Raw genomic sequence first — 20,313 nt, 5'->3', positions numbered from 1 at the left:
CCGGCGATGGAAGGCCCAGACACGGAAAAAGCCGAACGGGGAGGCCCGTCCGGCTTTTGTGCATTATCCGGGTTTCCGGGGTCGGGTGCCACCTTTCCGACGGACGGCTTCACCGGCCGGTCAGCCGCCCCGCCCGGTCGTGCCGGCCGTTGGCCGGCAATGCCAACCAAGGTTGGCATCTGCCAGAGCCGGACCACGCATGTGCCGGCCAGTCAGACGCCTCCGGTAGTGCCGGCCGCTGGCCGGCAATGCCAACCAAGGTTGGCATCTACCAGAGCCGGGCCACGCATGTACCGGCCGGTCAGGCACTACCCTTTCAATGCCGCGCCCACCACAGCAGGCTCAGGCCGGCCAGCAGCACCAGCCCGCCAAAGCTGCGCAGGGCCGGGCTGGGCAGGTCCAGCAGGCGCTCGGCCATGCGCTTCCAGGCGAACGGGGCGACGAACAGGAACAGGCCTTCCAGCACCGCCACCAGGCAGACGGCGGCGAACAGATCTTTCATGGGGACTCCGGAAAAAGCACGGGGCCCGGCATCTGGCCGGGCCCCGTGGGGTACTGCCCTGCGACCTCAGCGGTCGTTCTTCAGGTACTGCAGGAACGGGTCGTTCTTGTCGAGCACGATCACGCCGTTGCCGTCGGTCATGGAGCCACGGTAGGCCTCCAGGCTGCGGTAGAACGCATAGAACGACGGGTCGGCCGAGCCGGCCTTGCCGTAGATGCGCGCCGCATCGGCGTCGCCTTCACCGCGCAGGCGCTGTGCATCACGCTCGGCCTCAGCGATCAGCACGGTGCTGTCACGGTCGGCCTGGGCGCGGATGGTCAACGACTGCTCCTCGCCCTCCGCACGCAGCTTGGCCGCTTCCTGCTTGCGCTGGGCGCGCATGCGCTCGTACACGTCATTGATCACCTGGCTGTCGGTGGGCAGGTCCACCTGCTTGATGCGCAGGTCGATCATCTGCATGCCGAGGCCGGCCACCGCTTCGTTGATCCCCTTCAGCTGCTCGGCGATCAGCTCGCTGCGGTCGCCGGAGACCAGCTGCTGCAGGGTGCGCGAGTTGATCTGGTTGCGCAGCGAGTCGGTGATGATCGGTGCCAGGCGGGCGTTGGCGATGCGCGGATCGCCACCGGTGGCACGGAAGTAGTCACCCACGTTGGAGATGTAGCCGATGGCGAAGAAGTCGACGCTGACGTCCTTCTGCTCGGCGGTGAAGTAACGCGCCGGGGCGGTGTCGAGCACCTGGAAGCGGCGGTCGAAGACCTTCACCGTTTCCACCACCGGCACCTTGAAGTGCAGGCCCGGCTTGATGTCCGAACGCACCACCTTGCCCAGGTTCAGCACCATGGCGGTCTGGTCCTCGCGGACCACGTACACCGAGCCAAGCAGGCCCAGCACCACCGCCACGATCACGGCGATCCAGATAGGACTCTTCATCGGCTGCCCTCCTCACGGCCGCTCGGTCGCCCGGTCGGGCGGCCCACCGGCCGGCCCGGATCACGGGAAGCTTCCGCCGCTGCACCCGGCAGCGACGGCATCACCACCTCCGGATTGGTCACTCCCGGCGGGGCCGAGGTGGTGGGACGGGTATCGCCGGTCATCGGCACGTAGATCAGCTGGCGGCCATCGCCACCGATCACCTTGCGGTTCTCGCTCAGCACCTGCTGCACGGTCTCCAGCCACAGGCGCTTGCGGGTCACTTCCGGGGCGTCCTTGTACTGGGCCTGCAGCAGGCTGAAGCGCTGTGCGTCACCCTCGGCCTTGGACACCACGGCCTGCTTGTAGCCTTCGGCGGTGGTACGGGCACGCGAGGCCTGGCCTCGGGCTTCCGGCACGACCTTGGCGGCGTAGGCCTGGGCTTCGTTGATCAGGCGTTCCTTGACCTGCTGCGCACCGTTGACCTCGTCGAAGGCCGGCTTCACTTCTTCCGGCGGACGGGCGTCCTGCAGGGTCAGGCCGGTCACGGTCAGGCCGGTCTTGAACGCCTTCAGCAGCGCCTGCAGGCGCTCCTCGGCGGCCACGGCCAGCGGGCCACGGTTGTTCAGTACCGCGTTGAGGTCGGCACGGCCGACTTCCTCGCGCACCGCGCTCTGCGCCGACTGCTCCAGCACCTGGTTGGCATCGACCGTGCCGAACAGGTACTGCTGCGGGTCGTCGATGCGGTACTGGACGTTCAGCGAGACGTTGACGATGTTCTCGTCGCGGGTCAGCACCGGCACCTGGATCGAGAAGGTCTTGATCTCGGTGGCATTGACCTTGGTGACCGATTCGATCGGCCACGGCAGCTTGAAGTTCGGGCCGGGCTGCAGGATGCGCGAGAACTGGCCGAAGCGCAGCACCACGCCACGCTGCTGTTCGCCGATCAGCTGGAAGCTGGAGAACAGCACCAGCAACACCACGGCTGCCACCACCCAACGCATGATGCCACCGTCGAACAGGTCCTTCAGCGGCCCGGGCAGTCCGCCCCAGCCACCACCATTGCCACCGCCGCGCGACCCGAAGGGCCCGCGTCGATTGTCCTCGGGGCCTTGTCCGCCCTTGTTGCCGCCGGGTGTATTCCAGGCCATGCACGCTCCATCAAGATTTGGGCTGCGGCGCGGGCCCTTCCCGCACCACCAGCCGTGAAACCATCACCGATCATACAAGATGGGGCGGATCGGCAGGATCGAAAGGGGGGCAACGGGGTAAGGTGGCGTTTTCCTCGAAGTCAGGCAACGCCGATGGCCCCCACCACCCCGTTCACCGCCTTCCGCATCGAAAACGACGACGCCGGCTACCGCAGCGGCCTGGCCCAGCTCAATGTCGACGACCTCAACCCTGGCCAGGTACTGATCCGCGCCCACTGGTCTTCGGTCAACTACAAGGACGCGCTGGCGGGCACCGGCAAGGGCATGATCCTGCGCCGCTTCCCGCTGGTCGGCGGAATCGATGTGGCCGGCACCGTGGTGGCATCCACCGACCCGGACTGGCGTGAAGGCGATGCGGTGCTGGCCACCGGCTGCGGCCTCAGCGAGACCCGCGATGGCGGCTACAGCCAGTATGTGCGGCTGGAGTCGCGTGCGGTGATCGCCCAGCCGGCCGGGCTGACCCCGCGTGAGGCGATGGTGCTGGGCACCGCCGGCTTCACGGCGGCGCTGGCGCTGCTGCGCATGCAGGACAACCGGCAGGTGCCGGAACTCGGCCCGTTGGCGGTCACCGGCGCCAGCGGCGGCGTCGGCGCGCTGGCGCTGTCGATCTTCAGTCGTGCCGGCTACACCGTGCACGCAGTCAGCGGCAAACCGGACCAGGCCGAGTTCCTGCATGGTATCGGCGCCACTGAAGTACTACCGCGCGAGGCACTGTCCGACACCGGCCCGCTGCAGTCGGCCCGCTTCGGCGGGGGCCTCGACAATGCCGGAGGCGACATGCTTGCCAGCCTGCTGGCGCAGACCGTGCCCTACGGCAGCGTGGTCAGTGCCGGCCTGGCAGCCAGCCCGACGCTGGATATGACGGTGATGCCGTTCATCCTGCGCGGCGTGTCACTGCTGGGCGTGTCCTCGGCCAATGCACCGCGTGGGCTGCGCGAAGAAGTGTGGTCGCGGCTGGGCAGTGACTGGAAGCCGCAGCACCTGGACCGCATCTGCACCGCCGAAGTCGGCCTCGATGGCCTTCCTGCCGTGTTCGAACGGATGCTGGCGGGCGGTTCGCTGGGCCGCACAGTGGTGCGGATCGACTGAACGTCGCAGGCAGGCGACGGACGGCAGATGCGCCCCTCCCGCCAGTAATGGGCCCGCACTACACTGCGGGCATTACATGGGGAACAACATGGCACGCATTCTGATCGTCGACGACTCACCGTCGCAGCTGTTGGGGATACAGCGCATCGTCGAGAAGCTCGGGCACCAGATCCTGACCGCCACCGATGGCGCCGCCGGGGTCGAAACCGCCAAGGCCGAGCTGCCCGACCTGGTCCTGATGGACGTGGTGATGCCCAACCTCAATGGCTTCCAGGCCACCCGCACCCTCGCCCGCGACGAGGCGACCCGGCATATCCCGGTGATCCTGGTGACCACCAAGGACCAGGACACCGACCGCATGTGGGGCATGCGCCAGGGTGCCAAGGCCTACATCACCAAGCCGTTCTCGGAAGACGAACTGTCCGAGGTGCTGGAACGGGTGTTCGCCGGCCAGGGCTGAGACACGCGCGGTAGTGCCGGCCGCTGGCCGGCAACCACGCATCACCGTCCCGGGCAATGAAGTTGCCGGCCAGCGGCCGGCACTACCTTCAAATGGTCTCGCCGAAGGCCTTGGCCAGATTCCGGTAGGCCTTCTTCTGCGCCTCGTCGGTCGCGGCCGGGGCCACGATCTCGATCTCGACGATCTGGTCGCCATCCGGGTTGCCCGGCAGGCCACGGCCACGCAGACGCAGCTTGCGGCCGGCATCGGAATCGGCCGGAATCTTCAATTCCACCGCTCCACCCAGGGTCGGCACGCTGATGCTGGTACCCAGCGCGGCCTGCCATGGGGTCACCGGCAGCGTATAGAGGATGTTACGGCCATCGACCTCGAACTGTGGGTGGGCGGCATATTCCACTTCCAGCAGCAGGTTGCCGCCATGGTTGCCCTGCCCGGCCAAGCGGATCACCTGCCCCGGGCGGATGCCCTTGGGCACGCGCACGTCCAGCTGCTTGCCGTTGACGGTGATGCGCAGGCTGTCGCCGCTGTAGGCCGCTTCCAGCGGAACCGACAGCTTGGCGCGGGTATCGCGGTTGGGCGCGTGGCCCTGGCTGCTGAAGCCCGGCCCCGGACCAGCGCCACCACCGCCACGCTGGCGCGCGAACAGGCTCTCGAAGAAGTCGCTGAAGCCGCCATTGGGGCCGCCACCGCCGAATACTTCCTCGAAATTGAAACCGCCAGCACCACCATAGTTCGGCGGCACGTTGAACTCCTCGCCCGGGCGATAGCCCTGCGCGCGCAGCTGGTCGTAGGCCGCGCGCTTTTCCGGATCGCGCAGCGCCTCGTAGGCCTCGTTGACCGCCTTGAACTTGTCTTCGGCCCCGGCCTCCTTGCTGACGTCCGGGTGGTACTTGCGTGCCAGCCGGCGGTAGGCGGTCTTGATCTCCGCCTCGCCCGCGCTCGGTTCCACCCCCAGGGTGGCGTAGTAATCCTTGAATTCCATCCAGCTACCTCGATCTGCTTCGGCCGCGCCGGTGGCGCCGCCCCGGGTTCATTCTACGCGCCGGCATGCTACGCCGCCCCTCGTGCGGCCACGGTGAGGCCGACTGATCCTGCGCAATGCGGCTGCCATCCCCATGCGCCACGCTGTGGCTGGAAGCCCCCGCCGCAAAGCCTGAAGATGGGGCCTGCACACGGGTTTTCCAATGTCTTGACGCCCCTGTCCCATCCGGCCCACTAGCCTGCCCCAGCAAGGAGTTCCCCATGACCATCCATGTCGGCGACCGCATTCCGGAAGTGACCCTCAAGCGCATCCGCGAGGGCATCGAAACGCTCGATACGCATTCGCTGTTCGACGCACGCAAGGTGGTGCTGTTCGCCGTGCCCGGCGCGTTCACCCCGACCTGCTCGGCGCGCCACCTGCCCGGCTACGTCGAGAAATTCCAGGCGTTCCGCCAGCGCGGCATCGATGTCTACTGCATGGCGGTCAACGACCCGTTCGTGATGAAGGCCTGGGCTGCCGACCAGAGCGTGCCCGACGGCCTGCTGATGCTGTCCGACGGCAATGCCGAACTGACCCGTGCGCTCGGCCTGGAGCTCGACGCCAGCGCCTCGGGCATGGGCATCCGCTCACGCCGTTTCGCCCTGTACGTGGTGGATGGCGTGGTGCGTGCGGCCTGGATCGAGCAGCCCGGCCAGTTCGAAGTGTCTTCGGCCGAATACGTGCTGGAGCACCTGCCAACCTGATCTTCCACCGCAAGAGGAAACGGCCAGCCATGTCCACCAAGCCAGCCAAAGCCGCAAAGCCTGCCGCAAAGGTGCCCGGTATCAGTGACCGCAAGACCCTGCGCGAACGCGCGCGGCGCAACATCGAAGACGGTGCGATCACCGACAGCTACAGCGCCGACCGCAAGGTCGTGATCAAGCTGCTCAACGATGCGTTGGCCACCGAGTACGTATGCGTGCTGCGCTACTACCGGCACTACTTCATGGCCAAGGGCATGCTGGCCGACGCGGTGAAAGCCGAATTCCTCGAACATGCACAGCAGGAACAGGCGCACGCCGGCAAGCTGGCCGAGCGCATCGTCCAGCTCGGCGGTGAGCCGGACTTCAACCCCGATACGCTGACCGCGCGTTCGCATGCCGAATACAAGGAAGGCAGCGACCTGCGCGACATGGTCCGCGAGAATCTGGTGGCCGAACGCATCGCCATCGACAGCTACCGCGAGATGATCAACTTCATCGGCGACCGCGATACCACCACCAAGCGCATCCTTGAAGAGATACTGGCGCAGGAAGAGGAGCACGCCGACGAGTTCGCCGACCTGCTGGATGGGTGGATCGGGGAATGATCTGGTAGATGCCCACCTTGGTGGGCGTCTTTGCCGCGTGCCAACCAAGGTTGGCACCTACCAGAGCACGACGGTGTCGTTGGCGTTGGACCGCGCGCCGACCTAGGTCGGCATCTACCTGAGAACGTTGAACCGCACCTGCGTCCACGCGCCATCGGCCGCCAGCGCGGTCAAAGTGTGTGCGCCCGGATCGGCGAACTCGCGCTGCATCAACTGCGCGCCTCGGGTCTGCGCGATCCAGCGGCCATCCAGCAGCCAGTCCACCGCCTGCTCGCTGCCCAGCGCGCGCAGCTGCAGGCGCACGCCATGTTCGGCATTGGGTGCACGCGCCAGTGCAGCGCCATCATTGAGGCCATCGATGTGCAGGGCCACGCTGGCCTCACGCCCGTCGTCGCGGCAATCCGGCGACAGCGCCGGCAACTGCGAGGCAGCGCGTGTGGCCTTGGGCAGCCACGGTGACAACAACGCCGGCCAGCGCGCGATCTCGCGCGCTACTTCCTCATGTGGATTGCGGCAATCGGCCGATACACGCAGGCCGGTGTGCGCATCAGCCAGGTAACGCTGCCGGCCCGGTTGCCAGCGCCGCGCCTCGCGCTCGGGGAAGGTCGGTGGTGCCGCGCCGTCCAGCAGATAGGCCGACATCCGCCGCTGGCACAGTGCCGTCGGCAGGCCTTCGGCGCGTTCGCCGGTGGGCCAGCAGATATCTTCCTGGCTGACACTTGCCGGCATCGGTGCAGCAGCCGAATCGCCGCGCTGGCGCGGCAGGCTGTCCACCACTTCGAACATCAGCGGCAGCGCAGTCACCGCGCCGTACTGGCCCGGTAGCGGTGTGCCGTCCGGCCGGCCCACCCACACGCCCACGGTGTAGTGGCGCGTGCTGCCGATTGCCCACGCATCGCGGTACCCGTAACTGGTGCCGGTCTTCCACGCCACGCGCGGGCGGCCACCGACATCGAACGTACCGACGCTGTAGCCTGGGCGCGGGTTCGATTCCAGCATTTCGCGCACGATCCAGCTGGCGCCCGGCGAGGCCAGTCGCCGCTCGATCATCGGTTCGTCATCGGTGTAGCGCACGCGTCCGGCAATGCCGTTGCGGTTCAGCGCCGCGAACGCGCCGACCAGATCTTCCAGCCGCGCACCGGTACCGCCCAGAATCAGCGAGAGGTTGGGCGTGCTGCCCGGCGGGAAACGCAGCTGGATGCCGGAGTGCGAAAGCCGCGCAGCAAAGCGCGCGGCCCCAACCCGCTGCAGCAGGTCCACCGAGGGCACGTTGAGCGACAGCCGCAATGCGCTGGAGGCGCCAATCGGCCCGTTGAAGGCCATGTCGAAGTTGCCGGGGCGGTAGCTGCCGAAACTCTGCGGCGCATCGACCAGCAGGCTTTCCGAATGGATCAGGCCATCGTCCAGCGCCATTGCATACAGGAACGGCTTGAGCGTGGAACCCGGCGAACGCCAGGCCTGCACCATGTCCACGTGGCCCAGCCGCTGGCGGTCACCGAACGCCAAGGTGCCGACATAGGCACGCGCCTGCAGGGTCTGGTTGTCGACCACCAGCAAGGCGGCCGAGGTGCGCTCGGGCAGCGTCGAGAAATAGCTGGCCACGCGTTCTTCCAGCGTGCGCTGCAGGCCGATGTCGATGCTGCTCTGGATGCGTGCCTGGCCGGGGTACGCCGAGTGCAGTCGCTGCGCCAGCAGTGCGGCATGCAGTGGCGGCCGCAGCGAGCGCGCCACCACGTTCTCGATGCGCGCATCCTCCACTTCCTCCGGCGTCCACGCGCCCAGTTCGGCCATGCGTGACAGCACCTTGTCGCGCGCCTTCTGCGCGGCTTCCGGATGGCGGTCCGGGCGCAGCCGGCTCGGCGCCTGTGGCAGCACCGCCAGCAACGCGGCTTCGGCATGCGACAGCTGCGCCGCCGGCTTGCCCAGATAGGCCCAGCTGGCCGCTTCCACGCCCTCGATGGTGCCGCCATACGGCGCGCGCTCCAGATACAGGGCCAGGATCTGCTGCTTGCTCAGGTGCACTTCCAGCTGCACCGCGCGCAGCATCTGCTTGAGCTTTCCCCAGGGCGTGCGCGTATGCGGGTCGAGGATGCGGGCGACCTGCATGGTCAGGGTCGAGCCACCGGAAACAATGCGGCCGCCGCGCAGCAGCTGGCCGCTGGCACGCAGGATCGCCAGCGGGTTGATGCCCGGATGGCGCCAGAACCAGCGGTCTTCGTAGGTCAGCAGCGCCTGCAGGTACAGCGGCGAGACACTGTCGATCGATGCCGGGTAGCGCCACACGCCCTCGGCATCGGCAAACGCGCGCAATGGCGTGCCGTCGGCAGCCACCACCAGGGTGCTGGTATCGCGCTGCTTCGGCAGCGGCGGCGGGAAGGCGAAATCCAGCACCAGCAGCAGCGCCAGCGTGGCAGCCGTGCCCCAGCGCAGCCACGGCCACAGCGGCCGCAGCCGGCGGCGCAGGGCCGCCAGCCGGGTCGTCGTCGTGTTTCTCATTGCAGCGTGCCGGATTGGAGCTTGCCAGCGGGACGGGCCGCGCCGTCGCGGCCCGTCCGCGCGGTCACGGCTGCACCACCGTGATCGTGGTCGGGTTGCTGCGGCCGACGCCACGCAGCTGCGGCCGGTACATGTCCTCCACCAGCGGCGGCGGCACCGAGTAGGTTCCCGGCGTCACCGCACGCACCAGGTAGAACACGTTGGCCTTGCTGCCACGCGAGAGCTTCAGCGCGGCCACGTAGCGGTCGTCGCGGAACTCCTCGTGCTTGGTATCGGCAGCTTCTCCGCGGTCGCTGATGGTGATGCCATCGACCACCACGTCGGCCCACTGCTTGGCGTCGCCCAGGTTGAAGTTCTCGATCTCCAGGCCGGCCGGCAGCAGGTCGGTCAGCAGTGCATCGGGCATCGTGGTGTCGGCGGTGACGGTCACGCGCACGATCAGTGCTTCGCCTTCCTTCAGCGGGCGCGGCGACCACGGCTTGCCATCGGTGCCGTAGTAGCTGCGTTCGACACCCAGCACACTGTTGTCCGGCGCCGGTGCACTGCGCGGGATGCCCGCCACGTCGATGCTGGCGAACATCGGCGGCTGGCCCTGCGGGGTGAAGCGTACGCCGCTGGCCAGTTCGCTGGCGCTGAAGTTGCGGCCGAACAGCTTGCGCTCGCCGATGGCTTCGGTGTTGCCACCGATCACCAGCTCACCGGCCACCAGCGCCTTCTGGTTGGCGGCGAGCGCCTTGCCGAGGCGGGCAATCGCCACCTGTTCCTGCGTGCTCAGCCACATCCAGCCGGCATTGCGGCGGGCATCCAGGCCACGGCCGAGATCGACCGCACGCGCGTCCCACGCGGGCTTGGCCAGCTTGTTTTCGTGGGTCAGCGCGATCATCAGCGCGTCATCACGGATGGCGCTGCCGTAGTCGCCGAAGTACGACGGGCGTTCGCTGCTGGACTTGGCGAAGGCCGCCGCCAGCGCGGCCTGGCCACGCTTGGCATCGCCCTGCAACGACAGCGCCACGCCCAGATGGACCAGCGAGAGGCCACCGACCGCCTTGCTGCGCTCGTTGTCGTACAGCGTGCGCAGGGTACCCAGCGGCGCACGGTTGACCCGGGCCAGCACGTAGCCCGAATACGCCTGGTTGGCGAACTTCAGCTTCTCGCGGTCGTCCTGGCCGTAGAACTGGTTGCCACCGGACAGCAGGTCCTCGCTGAGCCGGTTCAGTGCCTTCTGCAGCACGTTGTCCGGCACCGCGAAACCGGCGTCCTTGGCATCGAGCAGGAACTCGGTGATGTACGGGGTCAGCCACGGGTTCACGTAGCCGTCGTCACCCCACATCGAGAAGTTGCCGTTGGCCACCTGCATCGACGCCAGGCGACCGAACGCACCTTCCATGCGTTCGCGACGGGTCTTGGCATCCAGGCCGTCGGCACCGAGCATCGACGATGTCGCCTGGTCCAGGATCAGCGCGGCGTAGCCCTTGCTGGTGGTCTGCTCGGCACAGCCATACGGGTAATTCAGCGCGCCCTGCAGTGCACTGGCGAACGGAATCGGCGGCAGCGGGCTGACCAGCAGGCGGGCATTCACCGACTCGGACATCAGGCCATCGGTCAGGCTGTTGTCGAGGCTGACCGCGGCCAGCGGATCGAGCGTGCGCACCTGCGAACGCAGCACCTGCGGCCACGCCGCACGCACCGGCAGGTCGTAGCGGCGATCGGCCTTGAAGCCGTTGCCATCCACCCGCACGCGCACCTTGGCCACGCTGTGGCCCTCGCGCGCGGACAGCGGGAAACTCAGCGTTGTCTTGGCATCGGCATTCAACTGCACGCTGCGGCTGCCCTCGCCCAGGTTCAGCGGGCCTTCGCTTTCCACCTTCACGTTGAACTGGCCCGGCTTGCCGGTGAAGTTCTGCACGTCCAGGGTCACGGTGCTGCGGTCGCCCGGGGCGAGCACGCGCGGCATGCTGGCTTCGGCCAGGATCGGCGCGCGCACCACGGTTTCCACATCGCGCTTGCCGTACTGGTCATCGCTGTAGACCAGTGCCGACACCCGCAGGGTGCCGTTGAAGTCCGGCACCTTCAGGCGGATGCGGGCGATGCCCTTGGCATCGAGCTGCACCGGGCCGGAGAACAGGTCCACGGTCTGCACGCGCGCAGTCGGGCGCTTGGCCTGCGGCAATGCCTGCAGCGCCATGTCGCCACCGAACTTCAGCTTGCCGGCACCGCCGTCAAAGCTCTCGATCACCCGGCTGTAGATGTCATAGGCATCAATGCCGAGGCGACGCTGGGCGAAGAAGTGCGCACCGGCATCGGGTACCGGGAAGCGGGTGATGTTGAGGATGCCCACGTCCACCGCCGAGACGGTGACGTGCGCCATCTTGCCAGCCAGCTGCGGCGCGCTGACCGTCACCGGCAGGTCCTGCTCCGGTCGCATCTGCTTGGGCGCTGCCAGGCCGACGGCCACGGTGCGGCCCTTGCGGTCCATCGGCACATGCACCACGCCCACGGCACGGGCCGGAGTGATCTTGCTCGGTGCACTGCCGCCACGGAACACCAGCGCGGTGATGTAGACGTCGTGCCGCTCCCAATCGGCGGTGACCGGAATCTTGAAGGTCGAACCCGGCTTGGCGTCGATGTCCTGCACGTACAGCATGCGGTCGGTCTCGACCATCAGGATGCCCTTGCCGGCATGCGGCGGGGTCACCGTCACCTCCAGCGTGTCACCGGCCTTGTACCCGGTCTTGTCCAGGCCCAGCTTGACCTTGTCCGGGCGCGCGTCCAGGCCGCGGTTGTCATCGCCCCAGCTCCAGCCGGCACGGAACGGGTAGCGGCTGGTCAGGCCGGTGGACGGATCGAACACGTCCACCCGGTACTCGCCCCACTCCACCGGGAAATCGAAGGCGACCGCGCTGCTGCCGGCGTCGACGGTGCGCGTTTCCTTGTTCTCGAAGCGGCGGGTGAAGTCGTAGTCCCAGCGGTTGTCGTTGAAGGTCCAGTGGTAGTCGCGCAGCTCGCGCACCAGGGTGATCTTCAGGCCCTTGGCCGGCTGCGGCTTGCCGGCGGCATCCACGCGCATCAGCTCGAAGCGTGCATTGCCGTTGGAGTCGGCGCCATCCTCGGGGTTGAACAGCGGGCGCACGCCGACCAGCGCGTTGGCCGGCCACATCACCCGCTTCAGGGTACGGGTGACGGTACGGCCACCGGTTTCATACAGGCTGCCGGACAGCACCACGGCGATCGGTGCCTTGGCCTTGGCGGCCTCTTCCGGCAATGCCACATCCTCACGCAGCTGGCCGTTGCCCGGCAGCGTGGTATCGATCACGTCCTTGGCTTCGCGCGGCAACTGCAGGGTCGGGTCACCGAAGAAGTAGCCCGGCAGGCCCTCGACCGGCTGCTGTTCGGCGGCCACCGCCATGCGCGCGGTGAAGCGGTTGCCGTCGGCCGGCGCCCCGTACAGGTAGGCGCCATTGGCCTGCAGGCGCAGGTCCTCACCCGGCTTCAGCGTCTTCTGCGCGCTGTCCAAGTCCAGCTTCATGCGCTCGGGCAGGAACTCCTCGATACGCAGGGTCATGCCCTGGATCGCTTCCTTGCTGGCCGGATCGGTGCGGAACTCGACCTGCCAGCGCCCGGTCGGCGCCTCGGCGGGGATCACCTGCTCGAAATTGATGTAGCCCTGCTCGCCCGGCTGCAGGCGGGTCTCGCGGAAGGTCTTGCCGTCGGGCTGCTTCAGGCGCAGGAACACCGGCTGAGCCTTGACCGGCTTGCCATCGTTGTCGCGCAGCAGTGCGGACAGGCGCACGGTTTCGCCCGGGCGATACAGGTCGCGCCCGGACCAGGCATAGACGTCGAACCAGGCATTGTCACGGCCGGCCACGGCGAATTCGCTCAGGTCCAGCGCCGGCTGGTTGAACGGCAGGAAGCTGGTGTCCTTGCCCGTGCTGGCGACCAGCACGTGAGTGGCATCCAGCGTGTAGTTCAGCAGCGCATTGCCGTTGCCGTCGGTGCTGCCCTTCAGTACCACCTCGCCCTTGGCGTCGAGCACGCGCAGGTCGATGCCCTTCAGCGGCGCGCCGTCCTTGAGGCCGGCGGTGTGCACGAACAGCTTGTCCTTGTAGGCGCGGGTATGCAGGCCGATGTCGCTGACCGAGAAGAACGCGGTATCGAACTCGCCTTCGTAGTCACCGGTGCGCTTGAGCAGGGCGAAGTACAGGCCCGGCTCCTGCAGTTCCTTGATGTCCTGGGTCGGCAGGTAGGTCAGCACCCGCTCGTTCTTCTTGCCGCCGAGGATGAAGCGGTTGACGTAGACCGGCTCGGCCAGCTTGTTGATCGGGCTGCGCTCGTAGTCGCTGCTCAGTTCCCAGCTGCCACGGCGGCCGCCGCGCTGGTACTGGCTGAAGAAGGTCGGCAGGTCCTTCTCGCGCACGCGCAGGAATTCGACGTCAACCTCGGGCACGTTCACCGAGACCACCGGCAGGCCACGGCTGTCCTTGGCCGGCAGCACGCTGCCCTGCGAGGCGAAGCCGACCACCGGCTTCAGCTCGCCGCTGAACACCTTCTGCTTCAGTTCCTTGCCCAGGCGGCTGCCATCGGCGGCCAGCAGGTCCGGCGAGACCACCAGGCTGAACTCCTTGCCAGCCTCGACGAACGGGTAACGCAGGGTCAGGCCGTCATCGGACAGCGTCCAGCTGCTGTCGTCGGTGCCGACCTTCTCTTCGAAGCGCACCAGCTTGTCGAAATCCTGGGTGCCGACCAGTGGGCGCGAGAACTCCAGCGCCAGCGACAGGCCGTCATTCTTCTGGTCCGGGTAGGCGCGCAGCAGGGTGAATTCCTTCACCTGCTCGGCCTGGGTGGTGATCGCTTCACCGCTGGCCTTGGGCAGCTGCCCGCTGTCGTTGCGGCAGCCGGCCAGGCCCAGCAACAGGCCTCCTGCCAGTACCGCCGCCGCCCATCCCCACCGCTTCCGCCGTGCCGGACCGCTCATGTCGTCACTCCTTGATCGAGGCGGCCATTATAGGCAGGCCGCGTCAAGGTGTTGACGCGAATTCGGCAATTGCCCGGGCGGGTAGTGCCGGCCGCTGGCCGGCGGAACCGGTAGTCGCCAACCTTGGTTGGCGTCGGCCGTGCCAACCAAGGTTGGCACCTACCAAAGCGAGCCGAGCCACGTGCCTGGCAAGCAGGCGTGGCATCAGATCCGCCGAAGCGCGTTCCCTACCCCGGCAGGTACAGGTCCACGTAATCGGTCACCGGCATCGCCGCCAGCGCCACCGGGTCCAGCGATGCCGCCAGAATGCGCTGCTGCTGGGCGGTCGGGAAGCGGTGGGCCAGGTGCCGGCGGAACTTGTCCATCAGCAGCGGAATGCCCTCCCCGCGGCGCCGGGCGTGGCCCAGCGGATACTCCACCAGCACCTCCGGCAGTTCACTGCCATCGTTGAAGCGCACGCTCAGGCCGTTGGCGATGCTGCGCTTGTCCGGGTCCAGATAGTCGGCGCTGAGCTGCGGATCCTCGTGGCAGGCCATCTTTGCGCGCAGCGCGTCGATGCGCGGATCGGCGGCGACGTCGTCCTCATAGTCCTCGGCCACCAGCCGCCCATGCAGCAGCGCGATGGCGATCATGTACTGCACGCAGTGGTCACGGTCGGCCGGATTGTGCAGTGGGCCCCTCTTGTCGATGATGCGGATGCAGGCTTCCTGGGTGCGGATGGCGATGTGCGCGATATCCTCGACCTGCCGCCCCATCGCGCGCAATTGCTGGTGCAGCGCGATCGCTGCCTCCACCGCAGTCTGGCCGTGGAACTCGGCCGGGTAGCTGATCTTGAACAGCACGTTCTCCATCACATAGCTGCCCAGCGGCCGCTCCAGCGTCAGTGCCTGTCCATGCATGGACACAGCCTCGAAGCCCCAGGTCGGTGCACTGAGCACGCTCGGATAGCCCATTTCACCCGTTGCCGCGATCAGCGCCAGGCGTACGCCACGGCTGGTGGCATCGCCGGCGGCCCAGCTCTTGCGCGAACCGGTGTTGGGCGCGTGCCGGTAGGTCCGCAGCGCCTGGCCATCGACCCAGGCCAGCGACACTGCATTGAGCATGCGTTCGCGATCCAGCCCGAGCAGCTGCGCCACCACAGCGGTGGTGGCGACCTTGACCAGCACCACATGGTCCAGCCCGACCCGATTGAAGGAATTCTGCAGGGCCAGTACACCCTGGATCTCGTGCGCCTTGATCATCGCCAGCAGCACGTCGTGCACGGTCGGCGGCGGGCGGCGCAGGGCCTGCGCGTTGCGTCCCAGCCAGTCGCAGACGGCGAGGATTCCGCCCAGATTGTCCGACGGGTGGCCCCATTCGGCGGCCAGCCAGGTGTCGTTGAAATCGAGCCAGCGCACCATCGCGCCCAGATTGAACGCCGCCTGCACCGGGTCCAGCACGTAGTGGGTGCCCGGAACGCGCGCGCCGTTGACCACGCTGATGCCTGGCACCACGGGACCGAGCAGCTTGCTGCAGGCCGGGAAGGACAGTGCTTCCAGCCCGCAGCCCAGCGTATCAAGCAGGCAGTGGTGCGCGGTCTGGAACGCCAGCGGTGAGTCGATGCGTGCGTCGCGCACGTAATCGACGATGTCCACCAGCAGCGCATCCCACGCTGCACGCTCGTTGGATGGGGTGGGGCTGTCGGACATCGTCGATCTCCTCGTTACGGTGCACGGTTGCCCGTGCACCATGCCAACCAAGGTTGGCATCTACCAAAGCAATTGGTCACTGCGGCCCGGTAGTCGCCAACCTTGGTTGGCGTTTACCAACGCATCACTCGGCCGGCACCCGCACCTTGCCTTCCATCAGCACGCGGGCACTGCGGCTCATGATGGCCTTGCTTACTGTCCACTGGCCGTCAACGAGGCCGGCCTGCGCACCCACGCGCAACGTGCCGGAGGGGTGACCAAAGGTCACCGCTTCGCGTTCGCCGCCGGCCGCACGATTGACCAACGTGCCCGGAATCGCCGCCGCAGTACCGATCGCCACGGCGGCGGTACCCATCATCGCGTGGTGCAGCTTGCCCATCGACAATGCGCGCGCATGCAGATCGATGGCCGAGGCCGGAATGGCCTTGCCGCTGGATGACACATAGTCCTGCGCCGGTGCAACGAACGCCACCTTAGGCGTGTGCTGGCGGGTCGCAGCGTCTTCCAGGTTCTTGATCAGACCCATGCGCAAGGCGCCGTAGGCGCGGATGGTCTCGAATTTCTGCAGCGCGGCCTTGTCTTCGTTGATCGCCGGCTGCAGCTCGGTGCCGCTGTAGCCCAGATCGGCAGCGTTGAGGAAGATCGTCGGGATGCCAGCGGTGATCATGGTCACCTCGAAGCTGCCCACGCCGGGCACTTCCAGGGTATCGACCAGATTGCCGGTCGGGAACATCGCGCCCGCATCGCCGTCATCGGACGGATCGATGAATTCCAGCTGGATCTCGGCCGCCGGGAAGGTCACCCCGTCCAGTTCGAAATCGCCGATCTCCTGCACTTCGCCATCGCGCATCGGCACGTGCGCGATGATGGTCTTGCCGATGTTGGCCTGCCAGATGCGTACGGTGCACACGCCGTCACGCGGTACCCGGGCCGGATCGATCAGACCGTTGGCGATCGCGAACGGACCCACCGCAGTGCTGAGATTGCCGCAGTTGCCGCTCCAGTCGACGAAGGCGGTGTCGATCGACACCTGGCCGTACAGGTAGTCCACGTCGTGGTCAGGCACCGAGGCGGTGGAGATGATCACGCACTTGCTGGTGCTGGAGGTGGCGCCGCCCATGCCGTCGGTCTGCTTGCCATACGGATCGGGCGAGCCGATCACGCGCATCAGCAGCGCATCGCGTGCGGCGCCCGGCACCTGCGCGGCATCGGGCAGGTCCTGCAGGCGGAAGAACACGCCCTTGCTGGTGCCGCCGCGCATGTAGGTGGCGGGAATTCGGAGTTGCGGAAGAAAATTCATCGTCGGATCCAAGCGTTTGGATTTCAGGAAATGTCTTGCATCAGTGCGTCAAGGCCACGATCAACGCACCACACCCGCATGACGTCCACGCGGTCCGGCAGATCGAGGTAGTAGACGAGATAGCGTTCAAAGCCCGGAACCTGCATGAAGCGCAAGAGTGCCGGCAACTGTGCGGCGAGGTCGGCATGGCGGACGGAACCTGACGCAGGGAACATCGCAATACGTTGAAGCGTGGCCTCCAGCTCGGCGAGAAAGCGCTGACCCAGTGCCAGCCCTCCCTGTCGTGCGTACCACAGCGCGGCGTCGGCTGCGTCTGTCTCGGCCCGGGGCCTCCATTCAATCGCCTTCACGCTCCATCCTTTCGGTCAGTTCGCGACGCATCCGCTCGAATGTGGCCGCAGTCACCGGAACGGCAGGCCCAGAAGCCAGCCCCTCGGCAATCAACTGCTTGAGCAGCTCTTCAGCCTTGCTGCGCTGACGCTGGCGGATCAGGTCACGCACATAATCCGACGTACTGGAGTAGCCGCCTTCGCGCACTTCCTCGTCCACGAACTGCTTGAGCGGATCGGTCAGCGAAATGTTCATGGTGGCCATGAAACTCTCCTTTGGCAGTTTTTGCCAAGTCAGTGTGCGCCTTGCCCTGGTGTCGGACAAGCCCGCCCCCGGCCTCCGGGGGCAGGCATTCAGTCCGGCATCACGCCACCTTGGCGCCTTCCAGGAAGTCCTGGGCGAAGCGCTGCAGCACGCCGCCGGCCTCGTAGATCGCCACTTCCTCGTCGCTGTCCAGGCGGCAGGTGACCGGCACGAGCACGTCCTGGCCGTCGCGGCGGTGGATGACCAGGGTCAGCTCGGCGCGCGGGGTGCGCTCGCCGATCACGTCAAACGTCTCGGTGCCGTCAATGCCCAGGGTCAGGCGGGTGGTGCCCGGCTTGAACTCCAGCGGCAGCACGCCCATGCCGATCAGGTTGGTGCGGTGAATCCGCTCGAAGCCTTCGGCCACGATCGCTTCCACGCCGGCCAGGCGCACGCCCTTGGCGGCCCAGTCACGCGAGCTGCCCTGGCCGTAGTCGGCACCGGCGATGATGATCAGCGGCTGCTTGCGGTCCATGTAGGTCTCGATCGCTTCCCACATGCGCATCACCTTGCCTTCCGGCTCCACGCGCGCCAGCGAGCCCTGCTTCACGCTGCCATCGTCGTTGCGCACCATCTCGTTGAACAGCTTCGGATTGGCGAACGTAGCGCGCTGCGCGGTCAGGTGGTCACCGCGGTGGGTGGCGTAGGAATTGAAGTCCTCTTCCGGCAGGCCCATCTTCGCCAGGTACTCACCGGCGGCACTGGACGCCAGGATCGCGTTGGACGGCGACAGGTGGTCGGTGGTGATGTTGTCCGGCAGCACCGCCAGCGCGCGCATGCCAGACAGCGTGCGCTCACCGGCCAGTGCGCCCTCCCAGTACGGCGGACGGCGGATGTAGGTGCTCTGCGGGCGCCAGTCGTACAGCGGGCTGACCGCCGCACCGTGCTCCACGCGTACGTTGAACATCGGGTTGTAGACGCGGCGGAACTGCTCCGGCTTCACCGAGGCCTTCACCACCGCATCGATCTCGGCGTCGCTCGGCCAGATGTCCTTCAGGCGCACTTCGTTGCCGTCGGTGTCCACGCCCAGCACGTCCTTCTCGATATCGAAGCGCACGGTGCCGGCGATGGCATAGGCGATCACCAGCGGCGGCGAAGCCAGGAAGGCCTGCTTCGCATACGGGTGGATGCGGCCATCGAAGTTGCGGTTGCCCGACAACACGGCGGTGGAATACAGGTCGCGATCGATGATTTCCTGCTGGATCTTCGGGTCCAGCGCACCGCTCATGCCGTTGCAGGTGGTGCAGGCGAAGGCGACGATGCCGAAGCCGAGCTTTTCCAGGTCCGGCAGCAGGCCGGCCTCTTCCAGGTACAGCTGCACCGCCTTCGAACCCGGCGCCAGCGACGACTTCACCCACGGCTTGCGCAGCAGGCCACGCTCGTTGGCCTTGCGCGCCAGCAGTGCGGCGGCGATCACGTTGCGCGGATTGGACGTATTGGTGCAGCTGGTGATGGCGGCGATGATCACCGCGCCGTCGGGCATCAGCCCCTGCGCCTGCTCGGCCTTGCCCGCTTCCAGCTTGGCTTCGTCGGCGATGCCGCGCTCGGCCAGCTCGGCGGTCGCCACGCGCTTGTGCGGGTTGGACGGGCCGGCCATGTTGCGCACCACGCTGGACAGGTCGAAGCGCAGCACACGCTCGTATTGTGCGGTGGCCAGGTCATCGGCCCAGAGGCCGGTGGTACGGGCGTAGTTCTCCACCAGCGCCACCTGCGATTCCTCGCGGCCGGTCAGGCGCAGGTAATCGATGGTCTGCCCGTCGATGTAGAACATCGCGGCGGTCGCGCCGTACTCCGGGCACATGTTGGAAATGGTGGCGCGGTCACCGATGGTCAGTGCCGCAGCACCCTCGCCGAAGAATTCAAGATACGCACCGACCACGCGCTCCTTGCGCAGGAACTCGGTCAGCGCCAGCACCACGTCGGTGGCAGTGATGCCCGGCTGCGGCCTGCCGGTCAGCTCGACACCGATGATGTCCGGCAGACGCATCCACGAGGCGCGGCCCAGCATCACGTTCTCGGCTTCCAGGCCGCCAACACCAATCGCGATCACGCCCAGTGCATCCACGTGCGGGGTATGGCTGTCGGTACCCACGCAGGTATCCGGGAAGGCCACGCCGTCCTGCACGTAGACCACCGGCGACATCTTCTCCAGGTTGATCTGGTGCATGATGCCGTTGCCCGGCGGAATCACGTCCACGTTCTCGAACGCCAGCTTGGTCCAATCGATGAAGTGGAAACGGTCTTCGTTGCGGCGATCTTCGATGGCGCGGTTCTTCTCGAACGCCTGCGGATCGAAACCACCGCACTCCACCGCCAGCGAGTGATCGACGATCAGCTGCACCGGCACCACCGGATTGACCTTGGCCGGGTCACCGCCCTTGTCGGCGATCGCATCACGCAGGCCAGCCAGGTCGACCAGTGCGGTCTGGCCGAGGATGTCGTGGCAGACCACGCGTGCCGGGAACCACGGGAAGTCGAGGTCGCGGCGGCGCTCGATCAGCTGCTTCAGCGAATCGCCAAGCGTAGCCGGATCGCAGCGACGCACCAGGTTCTCGGCCAGCACGCGCGAGGTGTACGGCAGGGTGGCATAGGCGCCAGGCTGGATCGCATCGACAGCGGCGCGCGCGTCGAAATAGTCCAGCGTGCTGCCGGGGAGGTTCTTGCGGTAATCGGTATTCATGGGCTGGCGGAGTGCTTGAGGCGGGCCGGGTGCCGGCGGTGCG

At 67.1% G+C, this 20,313-nt stretch carries 15 protein-coding genes; 4 read left to right on the top strand and 11 right to left on the bottom strand.

The annotated features are described in order from the left end of the window. Positions 1-316 precede the first annotated feature (316 nt). The 3 genes from QRO95_RS08315 to hflK all read right to left on the bottom strand — a co-directional run bounded on the left by QRO95_RS08315 (position 317) and on the right by hflK (position 2,562). Positions 317-502: a DUF2065 family protein gene (locus QRO95_RS08315; RefSeq protein WP_005410640.1), complete on the bottom strand. Its 186-nt coding sequence runs from the start codon at positions 500-502 to the stop codon at positions 317-319. Between the two features lie 66 nt (positions 503-568). Continuing rightward, positions 569-1,432, bottom strand: coding sequence for a protease modulator HflC (hflC, locus tag QRO95_RS08310; protein ID WP_010482785.1), 864 nt, complete (start codon positions 1,430-1,432; stop codon positions 569-571). Further along, complete coding sequence (gene hflK, locus QRO95_RS08305) at positions 1,429-2,562, bottom strand: FtsH protease activity modulator HflK (RefSeq protein WP_049401370.1); 1,134 nt, start codon at positions 2,560-2,562, stop codon at positions 1,429-1,431. Before hflK ends, hflC begins: the two co-directional genes overlap by 4 nt. Positions 2,563-2,715: 153 nt before the next feature. Between hflK and QRO95_RS08300 the strand changes: the two genes are divergently transcribed. Then, a complete protein-coding gene (locus QRO95_RS08300; protein WP_285302254.1) occupies positions 2,716-3,711 on the top strand; it encodes a YhdH/YhfP family quinone oxidoreductase in 996 nt (331 codons plus the stop codon). Between the two features lie 88 nt (positions 3,712-3,799). Further along, positions 3,800-4,171 (top strand): twitching motility response regulator PilH, encoded by a 372-nt coding sequence (pilH, locus tag QRO95_RS08295; protein WP_005410644.1) that lies wholly within the window; start codon positions 3,800-3,802, stop codon positions 4,169-4,171. An 88-nt stretch (positions 4,172-4,259) separates the two neighbouring features. On the opposite strand, the gene QRO95_RS08290 is transcribed toward pilH, so the two are convergent. Next, positions 4,260-5,153: a DnaJ C-terminal domain-containing protein gene (locus tag QRO95_RS08290; protein WP_106468840.1), complete on the bottom strand. Its 894-nt coding sequence runs from the start codon at positions 5,151-5,153 to the stop codon at positions 4,260-4,262. Between the two features lie 260 nt (positions 5,154-5,413). Here QRO95_RS08290 and QRO95_RS08285 point away from each other — a divergent pair, with 260 nt between their 5' ends. Then, positions 5,414-5,896: a peroxiredoxin gene (locus QRO95_RS08285; protein ID WP_032127816.1), complete on the top strand. Its 483-nt coding sequence runs from the start codon at positions 5,414-5,416 to the stop codon at positions 5,894-5,896. Positions 5,897-5,925: 29 nt separating this feature from the next. After that, positions 5,926-6,501, top strand: a complete 576-nt coding sequence (locus tag QRO95_RS08280) for a bacterioferritin (protein WP_049421227.1) — start codon at positions 5,926-5,928, stop codon at positions 6,499-6,501. Between the two features lie 114 nt (positions 6,502-6,615). Here QRO95_RS08280 and pbpC read toward each other — a convergent pair whose 3' ends face one another. The 7 genes from pbpC to acnD form a co-directional block, all read right to left on the bottom strand. Continuing rightward, complete coding sequence (gene pbpC / locus QRO95_RS08275; RefSeq protein WP_285302253.1) at positions 6,616-8,997, bottom strand: penicillin-binding protein 1C; 2,382 nt, start codon at positions 8,995-8,997, stop codon at positions 6,616-6,618. Positions 8,998-9,061: 64 nt separating this feature from the next. Next, complete coding sequence (locus QRO95_RS08270; RefSeq protein WP_285302252.1) at positions 9,062-13,969, bottom strand: alpha-2-macroglobulin; 4,908 nt, start codon at positions 13,967-13,969, stop codon at positions 9,062-9,064. 227 nt (positions 13,970-14,196) lie between these two features. Further along, on the bottom strand, positions 14,197-15,657 hold the full coding sequence (locus QRO95_RS08265; protein WP_285302251.1) for a bifunctional 2-methylcitrate dehydratase/aconitate hydratase: 1,461 nt from the start codon (positions 15,655-15,657) through the stop codon (positions 14,197-14,199). Positions 15,658-15,781: 124 nt separating this feature from the next. After that, the gene (gene prpF, locus QRO95_RS08260) at positions 15,782-16,957 is read right to left on the bottom strand and encodes a 2-methylaconitate cis-trans isomerase PrpF (protein WP_285302250.1); all 1,176 of its coding nucleotides are present in this window, start codon (positions 16,955-16,957) and stop codon (positions 15,782-15,784) included. 23 nt (positions 16,958-16,980) lie between these two features. Further along, positions 16,981-17,307 (bottom strand): type II toxin-antitoxin system RelE/ParE family toxin, encoded by a 327-nt coding sequence (locus QRO95_RS08255; protein ID WP_006384132.1) that lies wholly within the window; start codon positions 17,305-17,307, stop codon positions 16,981-16,983. Further along, positions 17,294-17,551, bottom strand: a complete 258-nt coding sequence (locus tag QRO95_RS08250; protein WP_006384133.1) for a type II toxin-antitoxin system ParD family antitoxin — start codon at positions 17,549-17,551, stop codon at positions 17,294-17,296. Before QRO95_RS08250 ends, QRO95_RS08255 begins: the two co-directional genes overlap by 14 nt. 100 nt (positions 17,552-17,651) lie before the next feature. Further along, a complete protein-coding gene (acnD, locus tag QRO95_RS08245) occupies positions 17,652-20,270 on the bottom strand; it encodes a Fe/S-dependent 2-methylisocitrate dehydratase AcnD (protein WP_285302249.1) in 2,619 nt (872 codons plus the stop codon). Positions 20,271-20,313: the final 43 nt, after the last annotated feature.

The organism is Stenotrophomonas maltophilia group sp. Smal13 (assembly GCF_030236855.1).
Taxonomy (GTDB): domain Bacteria; phylum Pseudomonadota; class Gammaproteobacteria; order Xanthomonadales; family Xanthomonadaceae; genus Stenotrophomonas; species Stenotrophomonas maltophilia_A.
The sequence above is the reverse complement of the archived record's forward strand: the minus strand, read 5'-3'. Positions and strand labels throughout refer to the sequence as shown.

What these genes read in the sequence shown, in the direction of transcription:
- QRO95_RS08315 (WP_005410640.1), bottom strand. Translation starts at nt 502, where the DNA reads ATGAAAGATCTGTTCGCCGCCGTCTGCCTGGTGGCGGTGCTGGAAGGC.
- hflC (WP_010482785.1), bottom strand. Translation starts at nt 1,432, where the DNA reads ATGAAGAGTCCTATCTGGATCGCCGTGATCGTGGCGGTGGTGCTGGGC.
- hflK (WP_049401370.1), bottom strand. Translation starts at nt 2,562, where the DNA reads ATGGCCTGGAATACACCCGGCGGCAACAAGGGCGGACAAGGCCCCGAG.
- QRO95_RS08300 (WP_285302254.1), top strand. Translation starts at nt 2,716, where the DNA reads ATGGCCCCCACCACCCCGTTCACCGCCTTCCGCATCGAAAACGACGAC.
- pilH (WP_005410644.1), top strand. Translation starts at nt 3,800, where the DNA reads ATGGCACGCATTCTGATCGTCGACGACTCACCGTCGCAGCTGTTGGGG.
- QRO95_RS08290 (WP_106468840.1), bottom strand. Translation starts at nt 5,153, where the DNA reads ATGGAATTCAAGGATTACTACGCCACCCTGGGGGTGGAACCGAGCGCG.
- QRO95_RS08285 (WP_032127816.1), top strand. Translation starts at nt 5,414, where the DNA reads ATGACCATCCATGTCGGCGACCGCATTCCGGAAGTGACCCTCAAGCGC.
- QRO95_RS08280 (WP_049421227.1), top strand. Translation starts at nt 5,926, where the DNA reads ATGTCCACCAAGCCAGCCAAAGCCGCAAAGCCTGCCGCAAAGGTGCCC.
- pbpC (WP_285302253.1), bottom strand. Translation starts at nt 8,997, where the DNA reads ATGAGAAACACGACGACGACCCGGCTGGCGGCCCTGCGCCGCCGGCTG.
- QRO95_RS08270 (WP_285302252.1), bottom strand. Translation starts at nt 13,969, where the DNA reads ATGAGCGGTCCGGCACGGCGGAAGCGGTGGGGATGGGCGGCGGCGGTA.
- QRO95_RS08265 (WP_285302251.1), bottom strand. Translation starts at nt 15,657, where the DNA reads ATGTCCGACAGCCCCACCCCATCCAACGAGCGTGCAGCGTGGGATGCG.
- prpF (WP_285302250.1), bottom strand. Translation starts at nt 16,957, where the DNA reads ATGAATTTTCTTCCGCAACTCCGAATTCCCGCCACCTACATGCGCGGC.
- QRO95_RS08250 (WP_006384133.1), bottom strand. Translation starts at nt 17,551, where the DNA reads ATGGCCACCATGAACATTTCGCTGACCGATCCGCTCAAGCAGTTCGTG.
- acnD (WP_285302249.1), bottom strand. Translation starts at nt 20,270, where the DNA reads ATGAATACCGATTACCGCAAGAACCTCCCCGGCAGCACGCTGGACTAT.